At 68.6% G+C, this 13,388-nt stretch carries 17 protein-coding genes; 9 read left to right on the top strand and 8 right to left on the bottom strand.

All coding sequences use genetic code 11. The features are described 5' to 3' along the window. Positions 1-2: 2 nt before the first annotated feature. The 4 genes from ACFOSH_RS02680 to ACFOSH_RS02665 all read left to right on the top strand — a co-directional run bounded on the left by ACFOSH_RS02680 (position 3) and on the right by ACFOSH_RS02665 (position 2,920). The gene (locus tag ACFOSH_RS02680; RefSeq protein ID WP_378236989.1) at positions 3-308 is read left to right on the top strand and encodes a hypothetical protein; all 306 of its coding nucleotides are present in this window, start codon (positions 3-5) and stop codon (positions 306-308) included. Next, positions 301-1,383: a VanZ family protein gene (locus tag ACFOSH_RS02675; RefSeq protein ID WP_378236988.1), complete on the top strand. Its 1,083-nt coding sequence runs from the start codon at positions 301-303 to the stop codon at positions 1,381-1,383. The genes ACFOSH_RS02680 and ACFOSH_RS02675 overlap by 8 nt, the downstream gene beginning before the upstream one ends. A gap of 85 nt (positions 1,384-1,468) precedes the next feature. Further along, positions 1,469-2,434 (top strand): hypothetical protein, encoded by a 966-nt coding sequence (locus ACFOSH_RS02670; protein WP_378236987.1) that lies wholly within the window; start codon positions 1,469-1,471, stop codon positions 2,432-2,434. A 99-nt stretch (positions 2,435-2,533) separates the two neighbouring features. Continuing rightward, the gene (locus ACFOSH_RS02665; RefSeq protein ID WP_378236986.1) at positions 2,534-2,920 is read left to right on the top strand and encodes a hypothetical protein; all 387 of its coding nucleotides are present in this window, start codon (positions 2,534-2,536) and stop codon (positions 2,918-2,920) included. Here the strand turns inward: ACFOSH_RS02665 and ACFOSH_RS02660 are convergent, their stop codons facing one another. Then, positions 2,921-4,015 carry a S1 family peptidase gene (locus ACFOSH_RS02660; protein ID WP_378236985.1) on the bottom strand — a complete coding sequence of 365 codons (1,095 nt, stop codon included), beginning with the start codon at positions 4,013-4,015 and terminating at the stop codon, positions 2,921-2,923. 427 nt (positions 4,016-4,442) lie between these two features. On the opposite strand from ACFOSH_RS02660, the gene ACFOSH_RS02655 reads away from it, so the two are divergent. Continuing rightward, positions 4,443-5,612 carry an LLM class flavin-dependent oxidoreductase gene (locus ACFOSH_RS02655; protein WP_378236984.1) on the top strand — a complete coding sequence of 390 codons (1,170 nt, stop codon included), beginning with the start codon at positions 4,443-4,445 and terminating at the stop codon, positions 5,610-5,612. Positions 5,613-5,622: 10 nt separating this feature from the next. On the opposite strand, the gene ACFOSH_RS02650 is transcribed toward ACFOSH_RS02655, so the two are convergent. The 6 genes from ACFOSH_RS02650 to ACFOSH_RS02625 all read right to left on the bottom strand — a co-directional run bounded on the left by ACFOSH_RS02650 (position 5,623) and on the right by ACFOSH_RS02625 (position 9,886). Next, on the bottom strand, positions 5,623-6,558 hold the full coding sequence (locus tag ACFOSH_RS02650; RefSeq protein ID WP_378236982.1) for a M56 family metallopeptidase: 936 nt from the start codon (positions 6,556-6,558) through the stop codon (positions 5,623-5,625). Then, positions 6,555-6,917 (bottom strand): BlaI/MecI/CopY family transcriptional regulator, encoded by a 363-nt coding sequence (locus ACFOSH_RS02645; RefSeq protein ID WP_378236981.1) that lies wholly within the window; start codon positions 6,915-6,917, stop codon positions 6,555-6,557. The genes ACFOSH_RS02650 and ACFOSH_RS02645 overlap by 4 nt, the downstream gene beginning before the upstream one ends. A gap of 37 nt (positions 6,918-6,954) precedes the next feature. After that, positions 6,955-8,001 carry a C40 family peptidase gene (locus tag ACFOSH_RS02640; RefSeq protein WP_378236980.1) on the bottom strand — a complete coding sequence of 349 codons (1,047 nt, stop codon included), beginning with the start codon at positions 7,999-8,001 and terminating at the stop codon, positions 6,955-6,957. Between the two features lie 114 nt (positions 8,002-8,115). Further along, entirely contained in the window at positions 8,116-8,685 is a 570-nt protein-coding gene (locus ACFOSH_RS02635; RefSeq protein WP_378236979.1) for a vitamin K epoxide reductase family protein, read from the bottom strand. Then, positions 8,682-9,359: a DsbA family protein gene (locus ACFOSH_RS02630; RefSeq protein ID WP_378236978.1), complete on the bottom strand. Its 678-nt coding sequence runs from the start codon at positions 9,357-9,359 to the stop codon at positions 8,682-8,684. Before ACFOSH_RS02630 ends, ACFOSH_RS02635 begins: the two co-directional genes overlap by 4 nt. A 101-nt stretch (positions 9,360-9,460) precedes the next feature. After that, a complete protein-coding gene (locus ACFOSH_RS02625; RefSeq protein WP_378236977.1) occupies positions 9,461-9,886 on the bottom strand; it encodes a hypothetical protein in 426 nt (141 codons plus the stop codon). A 227-nt stretch (positions 9,887-10,113) separates the two neighbouring features. Between ACFOSH_RS02625 and ACFOSH_RS02620 the strand changes: the two genes are divergently transcribed. The 3 genes from ACFOSH_RS02620 (at position 10,114) to ACFOSH_RS02610 (ending at position 11,619) form a co-directional block, all read left to right on the top strand. After that, complete coding sequence (locus tag ACFOSH_RS02620) at positions 10,114-10,326, top strand: hypothetical protein (RefSeq protein WP_378236976.1); 213 nt, start codon at positions 10,114-10,116, stop codon at positions 10,324-10,326. Between the two features lie 110 nt (positions 10,327-10,436). Continuing rightward, the gene (locus ACFOSH_RS02615; protein ID WP_378236975.1) at positions 10,437-10,952 is read left to right on the top strand and encodes a hypothetical protein; all 516 of its coding nucleotides are present in this window, start codon (positions 10,437-10,439) and stop codon (positions 10,950-10,952) included. Between the two features lie 256 nt (positions 10,953-11,208). Next, a complete protein-coding gene (locus tag ACFOSH_RS02610; RefSeq protein WP_378236974.1) occupies positions 11,209-11,619 on the top strand; it encodes a hypothetical protein in 411 nt (136 codons plus the stop codon). Between the two features lie 35 nt (positions 11,620-11,654). Here ACFOSH_RS02610 and ACFOSH_RS02605 read toward each other — a convergent pair whose 3' ends face one another. Next, entirely contained in the window at positions 11,655-12,875 is a 1,221-nt protein-coding gene (locus tag ACFOSH_RS02605; RefSeq protein ID WP_378236973.1) for an XRE family transcriptional regulator, read from the bottom strand. A gap of 41 nt (positions 12,876-12,916) precedes the next feature. Here ACFOSH_RS02605 and ACFOSH_RS02600 point away from each other — a divergent pair, with 41 nt between their 5' ends. Further along, complete coding sequence (locus ACFOSH_RS02600; protein ID WP_378236972.1) at positions 12,917-13,141, top strand: hypothetical protein; 225 nt, start codon at positions 12,917-12,919, stop codon at positions 13,139-13,141. Positions 13,142-13,388: the final 247 nt, after the last annotated feature.

Genomic DNA, 13,388 nt, shown 5'->3' with positions numbered 1-13,388 from the left:
ACGTGACCGTGGATCTCTGCCTCAACGCCCAACCCGCCGACGCCTTCGCGGAATTCCGGAGGAACGTCGACGAGTTGACCCAGGCGTACATCGACGCCTGCCGTCAAGGCCGCGCTCCGGGCGACGCCACACTCGACCTTCTGCAGCAGGTCCACCGCGAGGACCGCAACTGGGTCGTCGTCCATCTGACCTTCGCCATCGCCGCGCTCGCGCATCAGCGAGCCCTCGCCCCGGCCGACGCCGTCACCCGGCCAGGTGGTGTAACAGGTGCTCCGGAGCGAGCGTTGTTAGCTTCCGCGAGTGACTGATCCGACCATCTCCGCGGTCATCGCGGTGTTCGCGGGTTTCGTGCTCGCGGGCCTCCTGGCCGTCCCGTACATCGCCGCCAGCTACCGGCGACGCGGCGAACTCGGGCTCTGGCGGGTCCTGCTGGTGTTCGGATTCCTGGTCTACGCCATGTCTTTGTGGACGTACACGCTGCTCCCCATCCCGGAGACCACGGCGTCCTGGTGTGCCGAGCACGCGGCCGGCCATCTGCAACTGCGTCCTTTCCAGTTCGTCGCCGACATCCGCCGCGAACAGACCGGCGCCGGCCTCCGGGCGTTCCTGCGCAATCCCGCCGTCCAGCAGGCGGTGTTCAACATCGCGCTGTTCGTGCCGCTCGGGATGTTCGTGCGGCACCTCTTCCGGCGGGGTTTCCTCACCACCGTCGCCCTCGGCTTCGCGGTCTCGCTGTTCATCGAGTGCACCCAGCTCACCGGGGTCTGGTTCCTGTTCGAGTGCCCGTACCGGCTGGCCGACGTCGACGACCTGCTGATGAACACCCTCGGCGCCGCCGTCGGCTTCGGGCTCGCCCCCTTGCTTCGCTTGATGCCGGGGAAGGAGCCGTCCGCGCCGCCGGGAACACCGCGACCGGTCACCGCACGGCGCCGTCTGCTCGGGATGGCCGTCGACGTCCTCGCGGTCGTCCTGCTCGGCACCACAGCCGGGATCGTGACGGTGGTGCTCGCGGGCGAACAGAACGCCGTCGTCACCGCGCTGATCGGCACCCTGCTGCCCGCGGTGCTCCTGCTGTTAGTCATCCCCGTCGCGGGCAACGGCGCCAGCTTCGGCCAGCGGGTCGTGCTGCTGCGTCCCGCCGGTCCGGACGGCGGGAAACCCGCCGTGTGGCGGATGATCGTGCGGTTCCTGGCCGGTTCCGGCGGCTACTGCACCCTGCTCGCCCTGGCGTCCGCGGTGAACGGCGGGTTCGAGCCGCTCGCGAACCTGTTGTTCTTCGTCAGCGGCGTCCTCGCGATCCGGCCGCAAGGTCACCAAGGGCTGTCCGGGCTGATCGCCGGTCTGAGCGTGGTCGACGCGCGCGCGATCGGCGATGCCGGGTAGTCCTGGTAACAGGATCCGCCTGACCTGGTTGCGCCGCGCCCGGGACGCGAGGCTCGGAGACGAAAAGCGACAGGGAGGAAACACAATGCGCTTTCGTCAACGCCTGGTCCTGCCGGTACTTCTGGCCGCCGTCGTCGCCGGGATCGGGGCGGCTCCCGCGGAAGGCAAGGGAGGCGCGGTGGACATCACCGCGCCGTCGCTCTATCCGGAAGGGGTCGCCTGGGATCCGGGCAGGCGGACCGCCCTGGTGGGTTCCGTCCGGTTCGGCACGGTCGCGGTGGTCCAGCGCGACCGGACCGTCCGCACCCTGGTGAGCGACCCCGGCATGGTGTCGGTGTTCGGCATCGCCGTCGACGCGGCACGAAGCAGGCTCCTGGTCACCTACGGCGATCTCGGGCTCGGGGAACGGTCCGCGCCGTCGACGGTGAACCGGCAGTCCGGGCTCGGGATCTTCGATCTGCGCACGGGAAGGCGGATCGCGCTGGTCGACCTGGCCGCCGGCGACGGTGACCACGCCGCCAACGACGTCGCGGTCGATCCGCGCGGGAACGCCTACGTCACCGACACCCTCGGCGACGCGCTGTTCCGCGTCGACCCGCGAGGCCGGATCACCGCGCACGTCACCAGCCCGGCGTTCACCAGCGAGGGGTTCGGGCTCAACGGCGTCGTCTGGCATCCGGACGGCTACGTGCTCACCGTCCTGTACAACTCGGGACGGCTGTTCAAGGTGGACATGGACTCGGGGAAGGCCGCCGACGTCGCGCTGGAGCGTCCGCTCGTCGGCGGGGACGGACTCGTCCTGCGCCGCGATGGCGCGCTCGTCTCGGTCACCAACGACCTCGGTGGCCTGGGACCGAGGGCGGTCCGCGTGGTGACGTCCGCCGATCACTGGCGCTCCGCGGCCGAGCGGCGGATCGTGGCTCCGTGGCCGGACGGGAAACCGACCACCGCGGCGGCGACCCCGTCCGGGGTCATGGTGCTGACCGGCCACCTCGACGCGCTGCTCGCGGGCGACTCGTCGGTGCGGACTTTCCAGCTTCGCCGCTTCTGACACCCGCCACCCGATCGGGTCGATCCTGAAGTTCGCGCGAGTCATTACGCCTGGCAGCGGGCTCGGACCGGAACACTCCGCGCGGTGAACGTGGAGTCGATGGACGACGTGGCCGACTGTCTGCTCTCGGTGGCCTGGAACATCTTCCCGTTGATGGGGAAACCTCCCGAGAGCCCGGGCAACCGGACGGAAGAGGTCCGGACCCTCCTCGTCGACGCGTGTCACGACGCCGGGATGCTGGCCCGCGAGTGGGCGGCGGAACACGGGGCGGGGACCGAGGAGGACCGCGTTCCGTTCCTGCGGCTCGCGGAGGTCGGGACGGACGCGAACCTGTTCCTGGGTATGGTTTCCGGCACGCTGGTCGCCGATCAGGAGCGGATCCGCCGCCGGTGGGCGGAGATCGAGACGCTGGTCCGCGAGGCGGGCGAACTCGCCGGGTGGATCAGGGGGCGGCCGAGGGTCCGGCCGCCCCTCCCGGCGGGGTGATCAGTCCTTTTCGAGGGTCAGGCCGTAGCGGTTGAGCACCTCCTTGACGGGCTGGAAGAAGGTGGTGCCGCCCGAGCGGCAGTCGCCGGAACCACCCGACGTCATTCCCTGTGCCTGCACGAGTTTCGTACCGGAACCCGACGAGGGGCGGCTGACGAACGAGCCGCCGGAATCGCCCGGTTCGGCGCAGGCGTCGGTCTGGGTGAGGCCCCGCACGACGTTCCCGTTGCCGTAGTTGACCGTCTGGTCGAGCGCCTCGACCCGGCCGCACTGCCAGTGGGTGGTGATCCCGGACCGGCAGATCCGCCCGCCGACGCCGACGACGTCCGCACCCTCGATCCGCACGTCGTTACCGTCCTCGTACCGGTCTACCCGGGGCGGGGTCGAGACGTCGGAGTGGGTCACCTCGACGGTCCCGTAGTCGTTGCCGGGGAAGGACGACCTCGCGACCCGGCCGATGGTGCCGTCGACGCCGTGCACGGTGCCGCCGAGTTCGGTGCAGTGGCCCGCGGTGATCACGTAATGGTCGTCATCGTCGTGGGCGTTGAACCCGACCGAACAGGCGCCACCGCTGAAGTACAGACCCTGCCCGCCGACCACGCTCCACAACGGACGGGGCGCGCTCTCGACCCGGTCCACCCGGACCGGGACACCCGCCGCTTCGGCCCACGCCCGGCCCGCGGCGTCGCCGCCCACCACGCTGACGACGACCTCGTTCGCGGGCGCGTCGACATACCAGCCCGCGACCGAGCCCGGCAGTCCCGCGGTTCTTTCGTCCAATGTGGACTGGATTCTCTTCAGTTCGGCGGCGCTGTGCCGCACCACCTTCGGGATCGCGCCCGCCGAACGGATCCCGGCCGTGCGGCTCGCGTCGGTGGTGCCGACGACCAGCCGGCCGGTCGTCGTGTCCAACCAGGAACCGGCGAAAGCGGCTCCGAGTGAAGTGCCGATCTTCTGCTGCGCGGCGGCCAGCGTGGCCGGGCTCGCCGCTTCGGTCAGCGCCGAAGTCGCCGCCGAGGCCGGGGCCGCGAAGGCGGTGACGGCTGCCGCGGCTCCGATCAGGACGGTCGTGGTGCGCAGAGGACGTCGTATCACGAAAACCTCCATGTATCGCGGAATTCGTTGCGGGATGTGGAACGAGAATCGACGTTACGACAGTGGCATCGGGAGCGAATGCCGCCATTGGAGTAGCACTGACAATTCCCCTTTCCGGCGCAAAGGGAGGTGCCATTGCCGGGTTCTGCTCACTCTTGTGAGTGGATCATGCCCGATTTACCGTCCCCGATGTGTTGTCGGGTCCACGACAATCCGCGACCGGGGTGTGGCATTCGGGAAAAGGCGTGTTCGGAGCCCGTCACCTGATTGTGTGCGGCTGAACCCGTTTGCCCGCCTTGATGACGAACGGGTTTCGTTCGCATCCGTGGCGTTCCGGCCCCGTTGCGCCGAACGTGCGACTTCTGTAACGCGGCGCGCGCACGCGCTGACCGATCTTTCGGTGACCCGGAGCAGACGGAGGCCGTGGATGAAGATCGACCTGTTCAACGAGATCCAGAACCCTCGGCCGTGGCCCGAAGGACACGAGGGACTCAGGTTCTCCCAAGCGATCGAACAGGCCGTCCTCGCCGACGAACTGGGCTACGACTGCTGGTGGCAGGTCGAACACCACGGGGCGGAGGAGTCCAGCCTGTCGTCCGCGCCGGAACTGATACTGGCCGCGCTTTCGCAGCGGACCAGCCGGATCCGGCTCGGCCATTCCGCTGTCCTCGCGCCCGGCCGGTTCAACCATCCGATCCGTGTCGCCGAACGCGCCGCGACCCTCGACCATCTCAGCGGAGGCCGGGTCGAACTCGGCCTGACCCGCTCGACGATCCCGGAATGGCGCCTGTTCGGCATCGAACCGGACGAGGCCCGCGCCCAGACGCAGCAGGCGTTCGAAATGATCCCGCGAATGTGGACTTCCGAACGGTTCTCCTGTGAGAACGACGCTTACCGAGTCGACGACGTGCCGATCTCGCCGAAACCGGTCCAGAAGCCGCATCCGCCGCTGTGGCAGGCGGCGGCGAGTCCGGCGTCGTTCGAAGAGGCGGGCAGACGCGGGGTGGGTGTCCTGGGCACGACGATGTGGGAATCGCTGGAGCGCGCGGGAAGGCTGATCAAGCTCTACCGGGACGCGGCCGGGGAATGCGCCGATCCGGTCGGGGCGTTCGTCAACAACCAGGTCGGGTTCTTCACCTTCGTCCACTGTGCCGACACCGACGAAGAGGCGATGCGCAACGGCGCCGCCGCGGCCGCGGCCTGGTACACGGTGACGGCGCTGACGTTCTTCGAGGCGGCGAGCGAGTTCGTGCGGCTCAACGCCCGGCAGGAGGAGATCGTCGCCGCGCCCGACGGTGGCGGGCTCACCGGCGACTTCCTGCGCGGTGAGGCGACGAACGTCCCGACGGAGGCGAATCTCCTGATCGCCCGGATCCTGCAGGGCGAGTCCGTGCCGGACGACGAGATCTTCAGCGTGCTGAGCGCCCAGGACTCGCTGATCGTGGGCAGCCCGGACACCTGCCGCAAGAAGCTGCGGGCCTACGCGGAGCTGGGCATCGACCGGATGATGTGCCTGCAGCAGATCGGCGGCATCCCGCACGAGAAGGTGCTGAAGAGTATCCGCCTGATCGGCGAGCTCATCCCCGAACTGCGCTGAGGCATCCCGCTCACCAGCAGGACACGAGCCCGGCCACGAAGAGCAGCTCGACGGTGAAGGCGGGCGGCGCCAGCAGCGCGAGCGTCCCGCCCGCGACGGCCTTCGCCCTGGCCGGGAATCGGGGCGACTCGGTGGGATACGCCGCCAGCAGGCGCAGCCGGATCTCGGTGTCGCCTCCGGCCATGCCGAGCGCGCGGCGCGGCCCGTCCGTCGCGTGGATGGCCACCAGCGCCGACCGCACGGCCTCGGGTCCGTGCCAGGTGGCGGCGGCCCGGTCGGCGGCCAGTTCCACGAGCAGCCGGATCGCGCTGGGAAGCTCGCGCATGAGCGGGACGAACCGCAGCGTGCGGCCCAATACGTCGGCCGAGGCGGTCAAGAGGTGGTGCCTGCCCCGGAGATGGGCCCTTTCGTGAGCGAGCACGGCGTTCAGCTCGCGGCGCGAGAGACACGCGGCCAGCCCCTCACTGGCGACGATCAGGCCGTGACGGCCGCCGAGACTGTAGGCGATCGGACGGTCGTCGGGCAGCCACAGCGTCGGCCCCGGCCTGGCCCCGGAAAGCCGGAGCACGTCGAGATGGCGCCGGTGCAGCAGCGTGCTGTGTTTCCGCCGCCGAGCCGAGGACACGGCCAGCCGGATCGCCGCGATCAAAAGGGCGGCGCCCGCGAAGGCGCCGGCGACCGGATCGAGGGCGGGAAGGTCGCCGTGGCCGACCGCGGCCCAGCAGTCGTGGAGGATCCGGGTGATGGCCGCGGCGGGACCGTGGTCCGGCAGCACGAGGAGCAGGACGGCGCCGAGGGTGCCGGCGACGACGCCGAGCGCGGTCAGCAGCCACCACGCGAGCGCCGTGCCGGGGCTGATCCCGCCGGCGGTCAGCCTGCCGAGCAGGCGCGGCGAGAACCAGCCGATCACCACGACGCCGAACAGGAGCACCGCCGCCAGGATCATCGCTTGCCGGGCTTCCGCCGCAGCGCCCGCCGCAGGATGTCCGACTCCTCTTCGGTGACCGAGCGCGCGAAATGCAGCAGGACCGATTCCCTGTCATCCGAGGCGTCGAGGAGTTCGCGGAGGCTTTGGGCGGTGGCCTCTTCGCGGGTTGCCACGGCGCGATAGCGGTACGCGCGGTTCTCCATCTCGCGGACGACCCATTCCTTGCGGTGCAGGTTGTCCAGCACCGTCATGACGGTGGTGTAGGCGAGATCGCGGTGCTGGTTGATCGCCTCGAGAACCTGGCGCACCCGCAAGGGTTCCGCCGAATCCCAGAGCACATCCATCACCGACGCTTCGAGTTCGCCCAGCCGTTGCATGACACCTCCGCCCGGAAGGATACTGCGTGCGTCGCGCTCAGCCGACGATGCGCCGGGCGCCCATCAGATGCCCGTCTCCCTTGACCGACCGGACGTCGACCAGTTGCCCTTCGGTGGGGGCGTCGACCATCTTGCCCGGTCCGACGTACATGCCGACGTGGTGGATCGCGCCGGGATCGCCGGTGCCGTCGTCGTAGAAGACGAGGTCGCCGGGGACGAGCTGGTCGAGCGGGACGGCTTTGCCCACGGTGTACTGCTGGCGGCTGGTCCGCGGGAGCGAGATGCCCGCCTGCCTGTACGCCCACGACGTCAGGCCGGAGCAGTCGAATTCGCCCGGGCCGGTGGCGCCCCATTCGTACTGCGAGCCCCGTTTGGACAGTGCCGCCTGCAGCGCGTCGTTCGCGGCACCGGGCGGGCCGAGGTAGGAACCCTTGTCCTGGACCTTGCCGAGTTTCGCCTTGTCCGACGAGGGAAGCTCGCCCAGCGCTTCGCGGACCTTCTTGATCTGGGTGTCGAGGTCGTTCTTGCGGGTGCGGACCTGGTCCAGCGCCAAGGTGGCGTCGTTCGCCGCGAGCTGGGCCGATTCCCGCGCGCCCGCGGCGGTGGTGCGCGCGGTTCGCGCCTTCCCGAGCGCGTCGCTCAGGCCGTTCAACGCCTTGGCTTTCTCGCCGGCCAGTATCGACAGCGCGGACGAGCGGTCCAGGTACTCCTGCCTGCTCTCGCTGTCGAGCAGCAGGACGGCGTTCCCGAGTTGCTCGCCGTTCATCGCGGACCGCGCGATCGCCTCGACCTGCGGCCGGAAGCGATCGATGGCCGACTGCGCCTGCGCGAGGTCACCGTCCGCCCGGCCGAGAGCGGCGGTGGCCTGGTCGCGTTCGGACTCGCGGGTTTTCAGCCGGTCCTGCGATTCCTGCAGATCTTCGTCGGCCTTGGCCGCCTGGGCACCGAGTTCCTGGTATCGCCGCAGCGGATCCTGGCTGTCCGGTGCCGGTTGCGCGCTCGCGGGGAGCGTGCCGAGGCCGAGGGCCATGAGGGCGGCGGTGGCGGCGAGGGGGTGCCGCAGCGGGCGCCGATGTGGGGTCACGGGTGCCGAATCTCCTGTCGCACAGGTTCAACTATCGCGCTTAGTAGTACGGGGACGGAGGTGAGCGCGCGGTGAAGTCCTACTATGATGGCTAGTACTACGTGGCAGAGGAGCTCAGACGAGGGTCTTCCAGTAGCTCCAGAAGGCCTGCAGGACCGCCGCGGCGATGACGGCGTACCAGACCACGAGCACCACGGTGTGGTAGCGGAGCACCGTCCGTCCTTTATGGAGGTTGCGCAGGGTCGTGTACCAGAAGACGGCGATGGTGACCGCCCAGACGACCATGCAGTACGGGCAGAGCGCGCCGATGACGTACAGGCTCTGGTACATCAGCCAATGCACGAACACGACGCCGAGCAGCGAGCCCGCCTGCAGGCCCAGCCAGTACCACCGGGGGAGCCGGGCTCCGCCCAGCACCGCGACACCGGTCGTCACGACCACACTGAACCCGGCGATCCCCAACAGCGGATTGGGGAAGCCGAACAACTCCGCCTGCGGTGTCTTCATGATCGAGCCGCAGCTGAGGACCGGGTTGATACCGCAGGTCGGGATGTAGGAGAAATCCTTGAGCAGCGCGATCTTCTCGATGGTGAGGACCAGCGCGGCGACCAGCCCGATCGCGCCGCCGGCCAGCAGCACCCACGGCGTCACGCGTACCGCGAACGGTGCGCGCTCGTCCGTCATTTCGCCAGTTCCCGGTCGAGAGCGGCCTTGAGCGCCTGATAGGACGGTGAACCCGAGAACTTGACGCCGTTGACGAAGAACGACGGGGTGCCCTCGACGCCCGCGTTCGCGCCGTCGGTCCGATCGGCCAGGACCCGGCCGAGGGTGGCCGGGTCGTCGAGCGCGGCCTCGAAGGCGGGCAGGTCCAGGCCGAGCTCGCGCGCGAAGCCGAGGAAGGTGTCGCGGTGCGAGACCTGCTGGTCACCCCATTCCTGCTGCTTCTCGAACATCAGGCGGTACATCGGTTCGAGCTTGCCCTGCTTGCCCGCCGCCTCCACCGCCCGCGCGGCGAGTTCGGCGTTCCGGTGGCTGGGGATGGGGAAGTAGCGCATCACGAAGGTGACTTTGTCGCCGTATTCGGCGCGCAGCCGCTCGACGCCGGGAAACGCGGCACCGCACGCTTCGCACTCCAGGTCGAGGAACTCCACGAGGGTCACCTTGGCGCCGGCCGGATCCGACAGCCGATGGCTGTCCGGCCGGACCAGGATCGAGGCGGGTACGGCCGCAGGCGGGCTGTCGCCGCCCGCCTGCGCCGTCGGGGTGTCCTCACCCAGCCTGGTGAAGACGAGCAACGCGGCCACCGCCGCGATCACGACGGCCACGACCGTCAGGGAAACCTTGGTGTTCTTGGTCATTGTGCTGAGTCCTTATGCTCGAGTCCGGGCAACTGAAGGCGGCATGGCAGGACCGGTCCGCCTCGGTGAGAGGGCGGACCGGTCATGACCGGGACTGCCGATCAGGTGCGCGAAACGCAGAGCTGGACGAGCGGAGGCGTGGTCGCCAGACGCCGGGACAACAAGGACAACGGCATCGCGGGTGGCGTGCCCGCGGTGTCGGGGCGGCGCCGGACGAGCAGGAAGAGCAGGGCCAGCAGCGCGACGCCGATCCCTGTGACGTCGTCGAGGTGGTTGTGCGGAGGTTCCGCCGGGACGAGCGAGGCGGCGTGGTCACCGGCCGGGCTCAGCTGGGACGTCACCGGTTCGCATTCGTCGACCGTGTTCGCGGCATGGCCCGTTTCGGCGGCGAACAGGGGAGCGCAGGGTGATCCGGCCGCCGCGGCGCCGTCGCTGCACAGCGCGCCCTGCAGCAGGGCGACGACGACGAGCGCGGCCAGCACGGCGAACAGCCGCGCGGCCGTCGTCGCAGTCCTTCCACCGGGCACGGACAGCAGGGTAGAGGTGACCTTGTGAAGCCACGGCGAACTCGGCGGCAGGTGGCGATGGGGTGGTTCCTCTCGCGCTCAAGCACGCGCGGCATACCCGGTCTCGTCGAAATACCTCATTCAAACGCGAACGGGCACCCGGTGCCCGTGAATGATCCGACTCGGCGCGCGGGAACCGCCGTCGGCGAATCGCATTGTGGAACCAAGGAGGGAGTACCGCGCGAGTCTTGACCGTGTCCGGTCCGCTGGACAGCGTCGGCGCCAACTGGGCACGTAACAGATATCTCGCCGTGCCGAGATTCAAGAATGTTCTCGCTGTACTGCCGGTGTCCGACCACGCCGCCGCAGTCGCCTGGTACAAGCAGTGGATCGGCCGGGGGCCCGACGTCGAACCCACGGAGGGTGTCGCGGAGTGGCCGCTCGCCATCACGCTTCGGTAGGGTTCTTATCGACGTCGTGAAGGTCTCCTTCCTTACCTTGAGGGTAGGGAAGGAGACCTTCACGGCAGTGGGCCGCGGTTTGTGTCGGTGTGCTCCGCCAGTATGGGATTGTGCCGAATACCGAACGCTTGGTCCTGTCGCTGACGGGACCGGACAGCCATACCATCAAGCTGGCCCCGGGGCAGGGGAACCTGGTCATCGGGCCGTCCGCCGGCGACGGCCCGAGGCCTGATGCGGTCGTCGATCCACAGGATCGCATCGACTGGTCGGTCTTCGATCAGTTCACGGCGCCCGCCGGATATCCGTGGCCCCGGTATTTCACCTACCGGGGTGACGACACGGGTTTCCTGGAGTGGTCCCGCACCCGGCGAATCGAGCGGTTCGAGTGGGCTCCGCGGACGGCGGCCGCCATCGACGCGAGCCGGGCCGGGATCTCCGTGTTCACCCTTCGCTTGGGGACCGAGCCGGTGGAGGTGGTCGTACCCCAGTCGGTGGACGGCCGCAACGAGTTCGTGGTGGCGGGGGAGCTGTCGCTTCTCAAGCGCTACCGTTTCCACGACAGCCACGAACCCCTGGCCGGGGTTCGTGGCCTTCTGCCCGACGATCCGGCCCGACCTGGCCGGTGAACCGTCGCGATTGCCGGAGCTCCCGGCCTTGGAGGCCGCGACGAACGTCAGTGTCAATTGCGCGTCCCTGCGGTATCCCTTCGATTGCGCCAGTTTGGCGCAGTTCGCCGGAGCCCGGTCGGTGACATTGAGCGGCAGGTTCGTCAATCTGGATGCGTTGGCCCGGCTCAGCGAGCTGGAAACCCTCCGCCTGCATGACAGCCCCGATCTGTCGTCGTTTCCGCCTTTGGGAGATTTCCCGAATCTTCGCGGCTTCATGGCCTCGAACGTGGAACAGGAGGCCGGAAAGCGCCTGCGATCCGAGCTGCGTCACCTGGTCAAGAAGTCCGGCCACGTGTGGCAACACAGTGGGGTGTCACAACTACGAGCCCCGTCCTGGTTCGTCACGGAATACGGGCTGCCGTTCTCCGACTGGCCTGCCAAGGCATGCCGGTTCGCCACCAAGATCTCCCGCGCCGCCGCACTCGGCATCGCGAACGCGAAGTCCCCGGAGGAGGTGGCGGAAGCCGTACGCGGCTTCGTCCGGGTCTTCAACGATCGGCCCGGTATCGACACGATCGAACGAGAAGACCTCGGTGAGGCTGTCGCCCTCCTGGTCGCCGAGGAGCCGTTCGCCGTCACGGAAGAACTCGCGCTGTCCTGGTTCGACCAGGAGCGTGACTATTGAGACCTACTTGTCTGGGAGGTTGTGCTGTCGGACGACTACCGCCGACGCTCGGTAGCGCGGAGTTGCTCCAGGTAGGAGGCGGTCTCCTGTTCGCCAGCGAAGCGCTCCCGCAGGGCCCCGGAGAGGTCGCGAGCGACGAGCGCGAGAGAGGGGAGGGACTTACGTTCTCCGCTGAGCGCTCGTCTACCGCGGCTGATGGCCTCGTCGAGGTCTCCTTCGCGGGCGGCGACGACGCCCAGCGTGATCTGCGCTTCGGCAACCCGCATCGGCCAGCGTTCGTGTCGGTCGAAAACGGTGCTCGCTCTGAGGACTTCTTCCGCCAGTTCGCGGGCGAGGTTGTTTTCACCGATGTGTCGATAGCAGTCCATCGCGTAGAAGTCGAACTTGCTCGGGTCCACCACGAAGTGGTTGTCGATGTTGCCCGGGTACGGCATCGTGTCGAGAAGTGCTCGCCCCTTTTCAAGGGCGACCCGCATCTCGTCTCGACGGCCCGTGCGCGCCCAGGCTTTCGCTTCCTGCGCGGCGAGCTGGACCGACACACTGTGGTTCCCGGCGACGGCTTGGCCCGCCCCTGCGGCGATCGTGACGCCGCGGTAGTCGCCTTGGGTCAACGAGAACCAGGCGCGCATCTCATGAGCCCAGCCCATGACTCCACCGCTGCCGGATTCTCGCCCGAGGCTGAGGGCGGACTTTCGGCTAGCTTCTGCCGATGCCCCGTCTCCGAGGTCGTACTCGAGGCATCCGACAAGCAGGGCGAGCCAGCCGGCCAGTTCGTGAACGTCCCGTTGCCGTCGAAGTCTCTGCTCTTGCATTTCGAGCAGCAGGTGAAGCCATTGGCGAGCTTCGAGGATCAGCTCGGCAGGGGAGCGCCGGGCGTATTCGGAACACAGCTTGTCTACCGTGATCCGGACTGCGTCGAGAGTGGCTTCGTTGACGTCGGAAGCCTGAAGCCGGCCGACTGTCTCCAGATGGTCCAGGCCGGCCGAGGCCACGAGTCCGTGAGTTGTTGCGGAGCGTGGTGGGAACAAGGCTGCCGTCACAGTGCCGAGGGTGGCGGCGATGATCGGCTGATGGAAGGCAGCGGGCTTTTCCGCGCCCTGTTCCCACCCCTTCCAGCGTCGGCTGAGGTCAGCTGTTTCAGGCAACGGCTCGCTAGCGTGCTCGCGCATTCGCTGAGCGGCCTCGGTCCGCGTCCATCCACGCGCTTCGCGCATCGAGCGAATTCGTCGGGCCCACGATGGAAGATCGGCAGTCATGCGGTTCCGCCCCTCGGCATCCGCGTCCAGTGTGGCACTGGATGGTTGTCGCGGGGCTGGAACTGCTGACCTTCCGTGCCGAGATCGAGGAGCCGATCAACCGCGAGACCGTGAAGGTCGCGTTCACCGCGGCGGGCCGGACCATGCCGGACAAGTTCGGTCACAGATTTTCGCCGCGGTGCGCGCAACCCCAGCGGGCCAGTGGTGCTGGATGCGCAGGACCAGCCTGTTGTCACGGCAACCCGGCGAACATTCGGGCCTGGTGACATCCGTCGGTTCGCGAAGCTGGTCGTGGAACCGGTCGAGAGCCGGGCGAGGTGCCCTTACCGTCGTGCAGCCCCGGCCTTCGCTGATTCCGGCGAGGTGAAGAGGCAAGAACTCCTGCACCGCGCCTGCCAGCGAAGGCCGAGGCAGCACTGGTGCCACAGGACTCGGCCAGCTCATTCACTTGTCCCGTGGCCGGCGACGTCGGCTTAAGGTGACGCTCTATTCGGTGGGATGGACCTCGTTCGG

The organism is Amycolatopsis speibonae (genome assembly GCF_042647925.1).
Taxonomy (GTDB): domain Bacteria; phylum Actinomycetota; class Actinomycetes; order Mycobacteriales; family Pseudonocardiaceae; genus Amycolatopsis; species Amycolatopsis speibonae.
The sequence above is the reverse complement of the archived record's forward strand: the minus strand, read 5'-3'. Positions and strand labels throughout refer to the sequence as shown.

Excerpts from the sequence above, each read along its gene's own strand:
- ACFOSH_RS02670 (WP_378236987.1), top strand. The coding sequence starts at position 1,469 with ATGCGCTTTCGTCAACGCCTGGTCCTGCCGGTACTTCTGGCCGCCGTC.
- ACFOSH_RS02665 (WP_378236986.1), top strand. The coding sequence starts at position 2,534 with ATGGACGACGTGGCCGACTGTCTGCTCTCGGTGGCCTGGAACATCTTC.
- ACFOSH_RS02655 (WP_378236984.1), top strand. The coding sequence starts at position 4,443 with ATGAAGATCGACCTGTTCAACGAGATCCAGAACCCTCGGCCGTGGCCC.
- ACFOSH_RS02650 (WP_378236982.1), bottom strand. The coding sequence starts at position 6,558 with ATGATCCTGGCGGCGGTGCTCCTGTTCGGCGTCGTGGTGATCGGCTGG.
- ACFOSH_RS02645 (WP_378236981.1), bottom strand. The coding sequence starts at position 6,917 with ATGCAACGGCTGGGCGAACTCGAAGCGTCGGTGATGGATGTGCTCTGG.
- ACFOSH_RS02635 (WP_378236979.1), bottom strand. The coding sequence starts at position 8,685 with ATGACGGACGAGCGCGCACCGTTCGCGGTACGCGTGACGCCGTGGGTG.
- ACFOSH_RS02630 (WP_378236978.1), bottom strand. The coding sequence starts at position 9,359 with ATGACCAAGAACACCAAGGTTTCCCTGACGGTCGTGGCCGTCGTGATC.
- ACFOSH_RS02610 (WP_378236974.1), top strand. The coding sequence starts at position 11,209 with ATGGCCTCGAACGTGGAACAGGAGGCCGGAAAGCGCCTGCGATCCGAG.
- ACFOSH_RS02605 (WP_378236973.1), bottom strand. The coding sequence starts at position 12,875 with ATGACTGCCGATCTTCCATCGTGGGCCCGACGAATTCGCTCGATGCGC.
- ACFOSH_RS02600 (WP_378236972.1), top strand. The coding sequence starts at position 12,917 with ATGGTTGTCGCGGGGCTGGAACTGCTGACCTTCCGTGCCGAGATCGAG.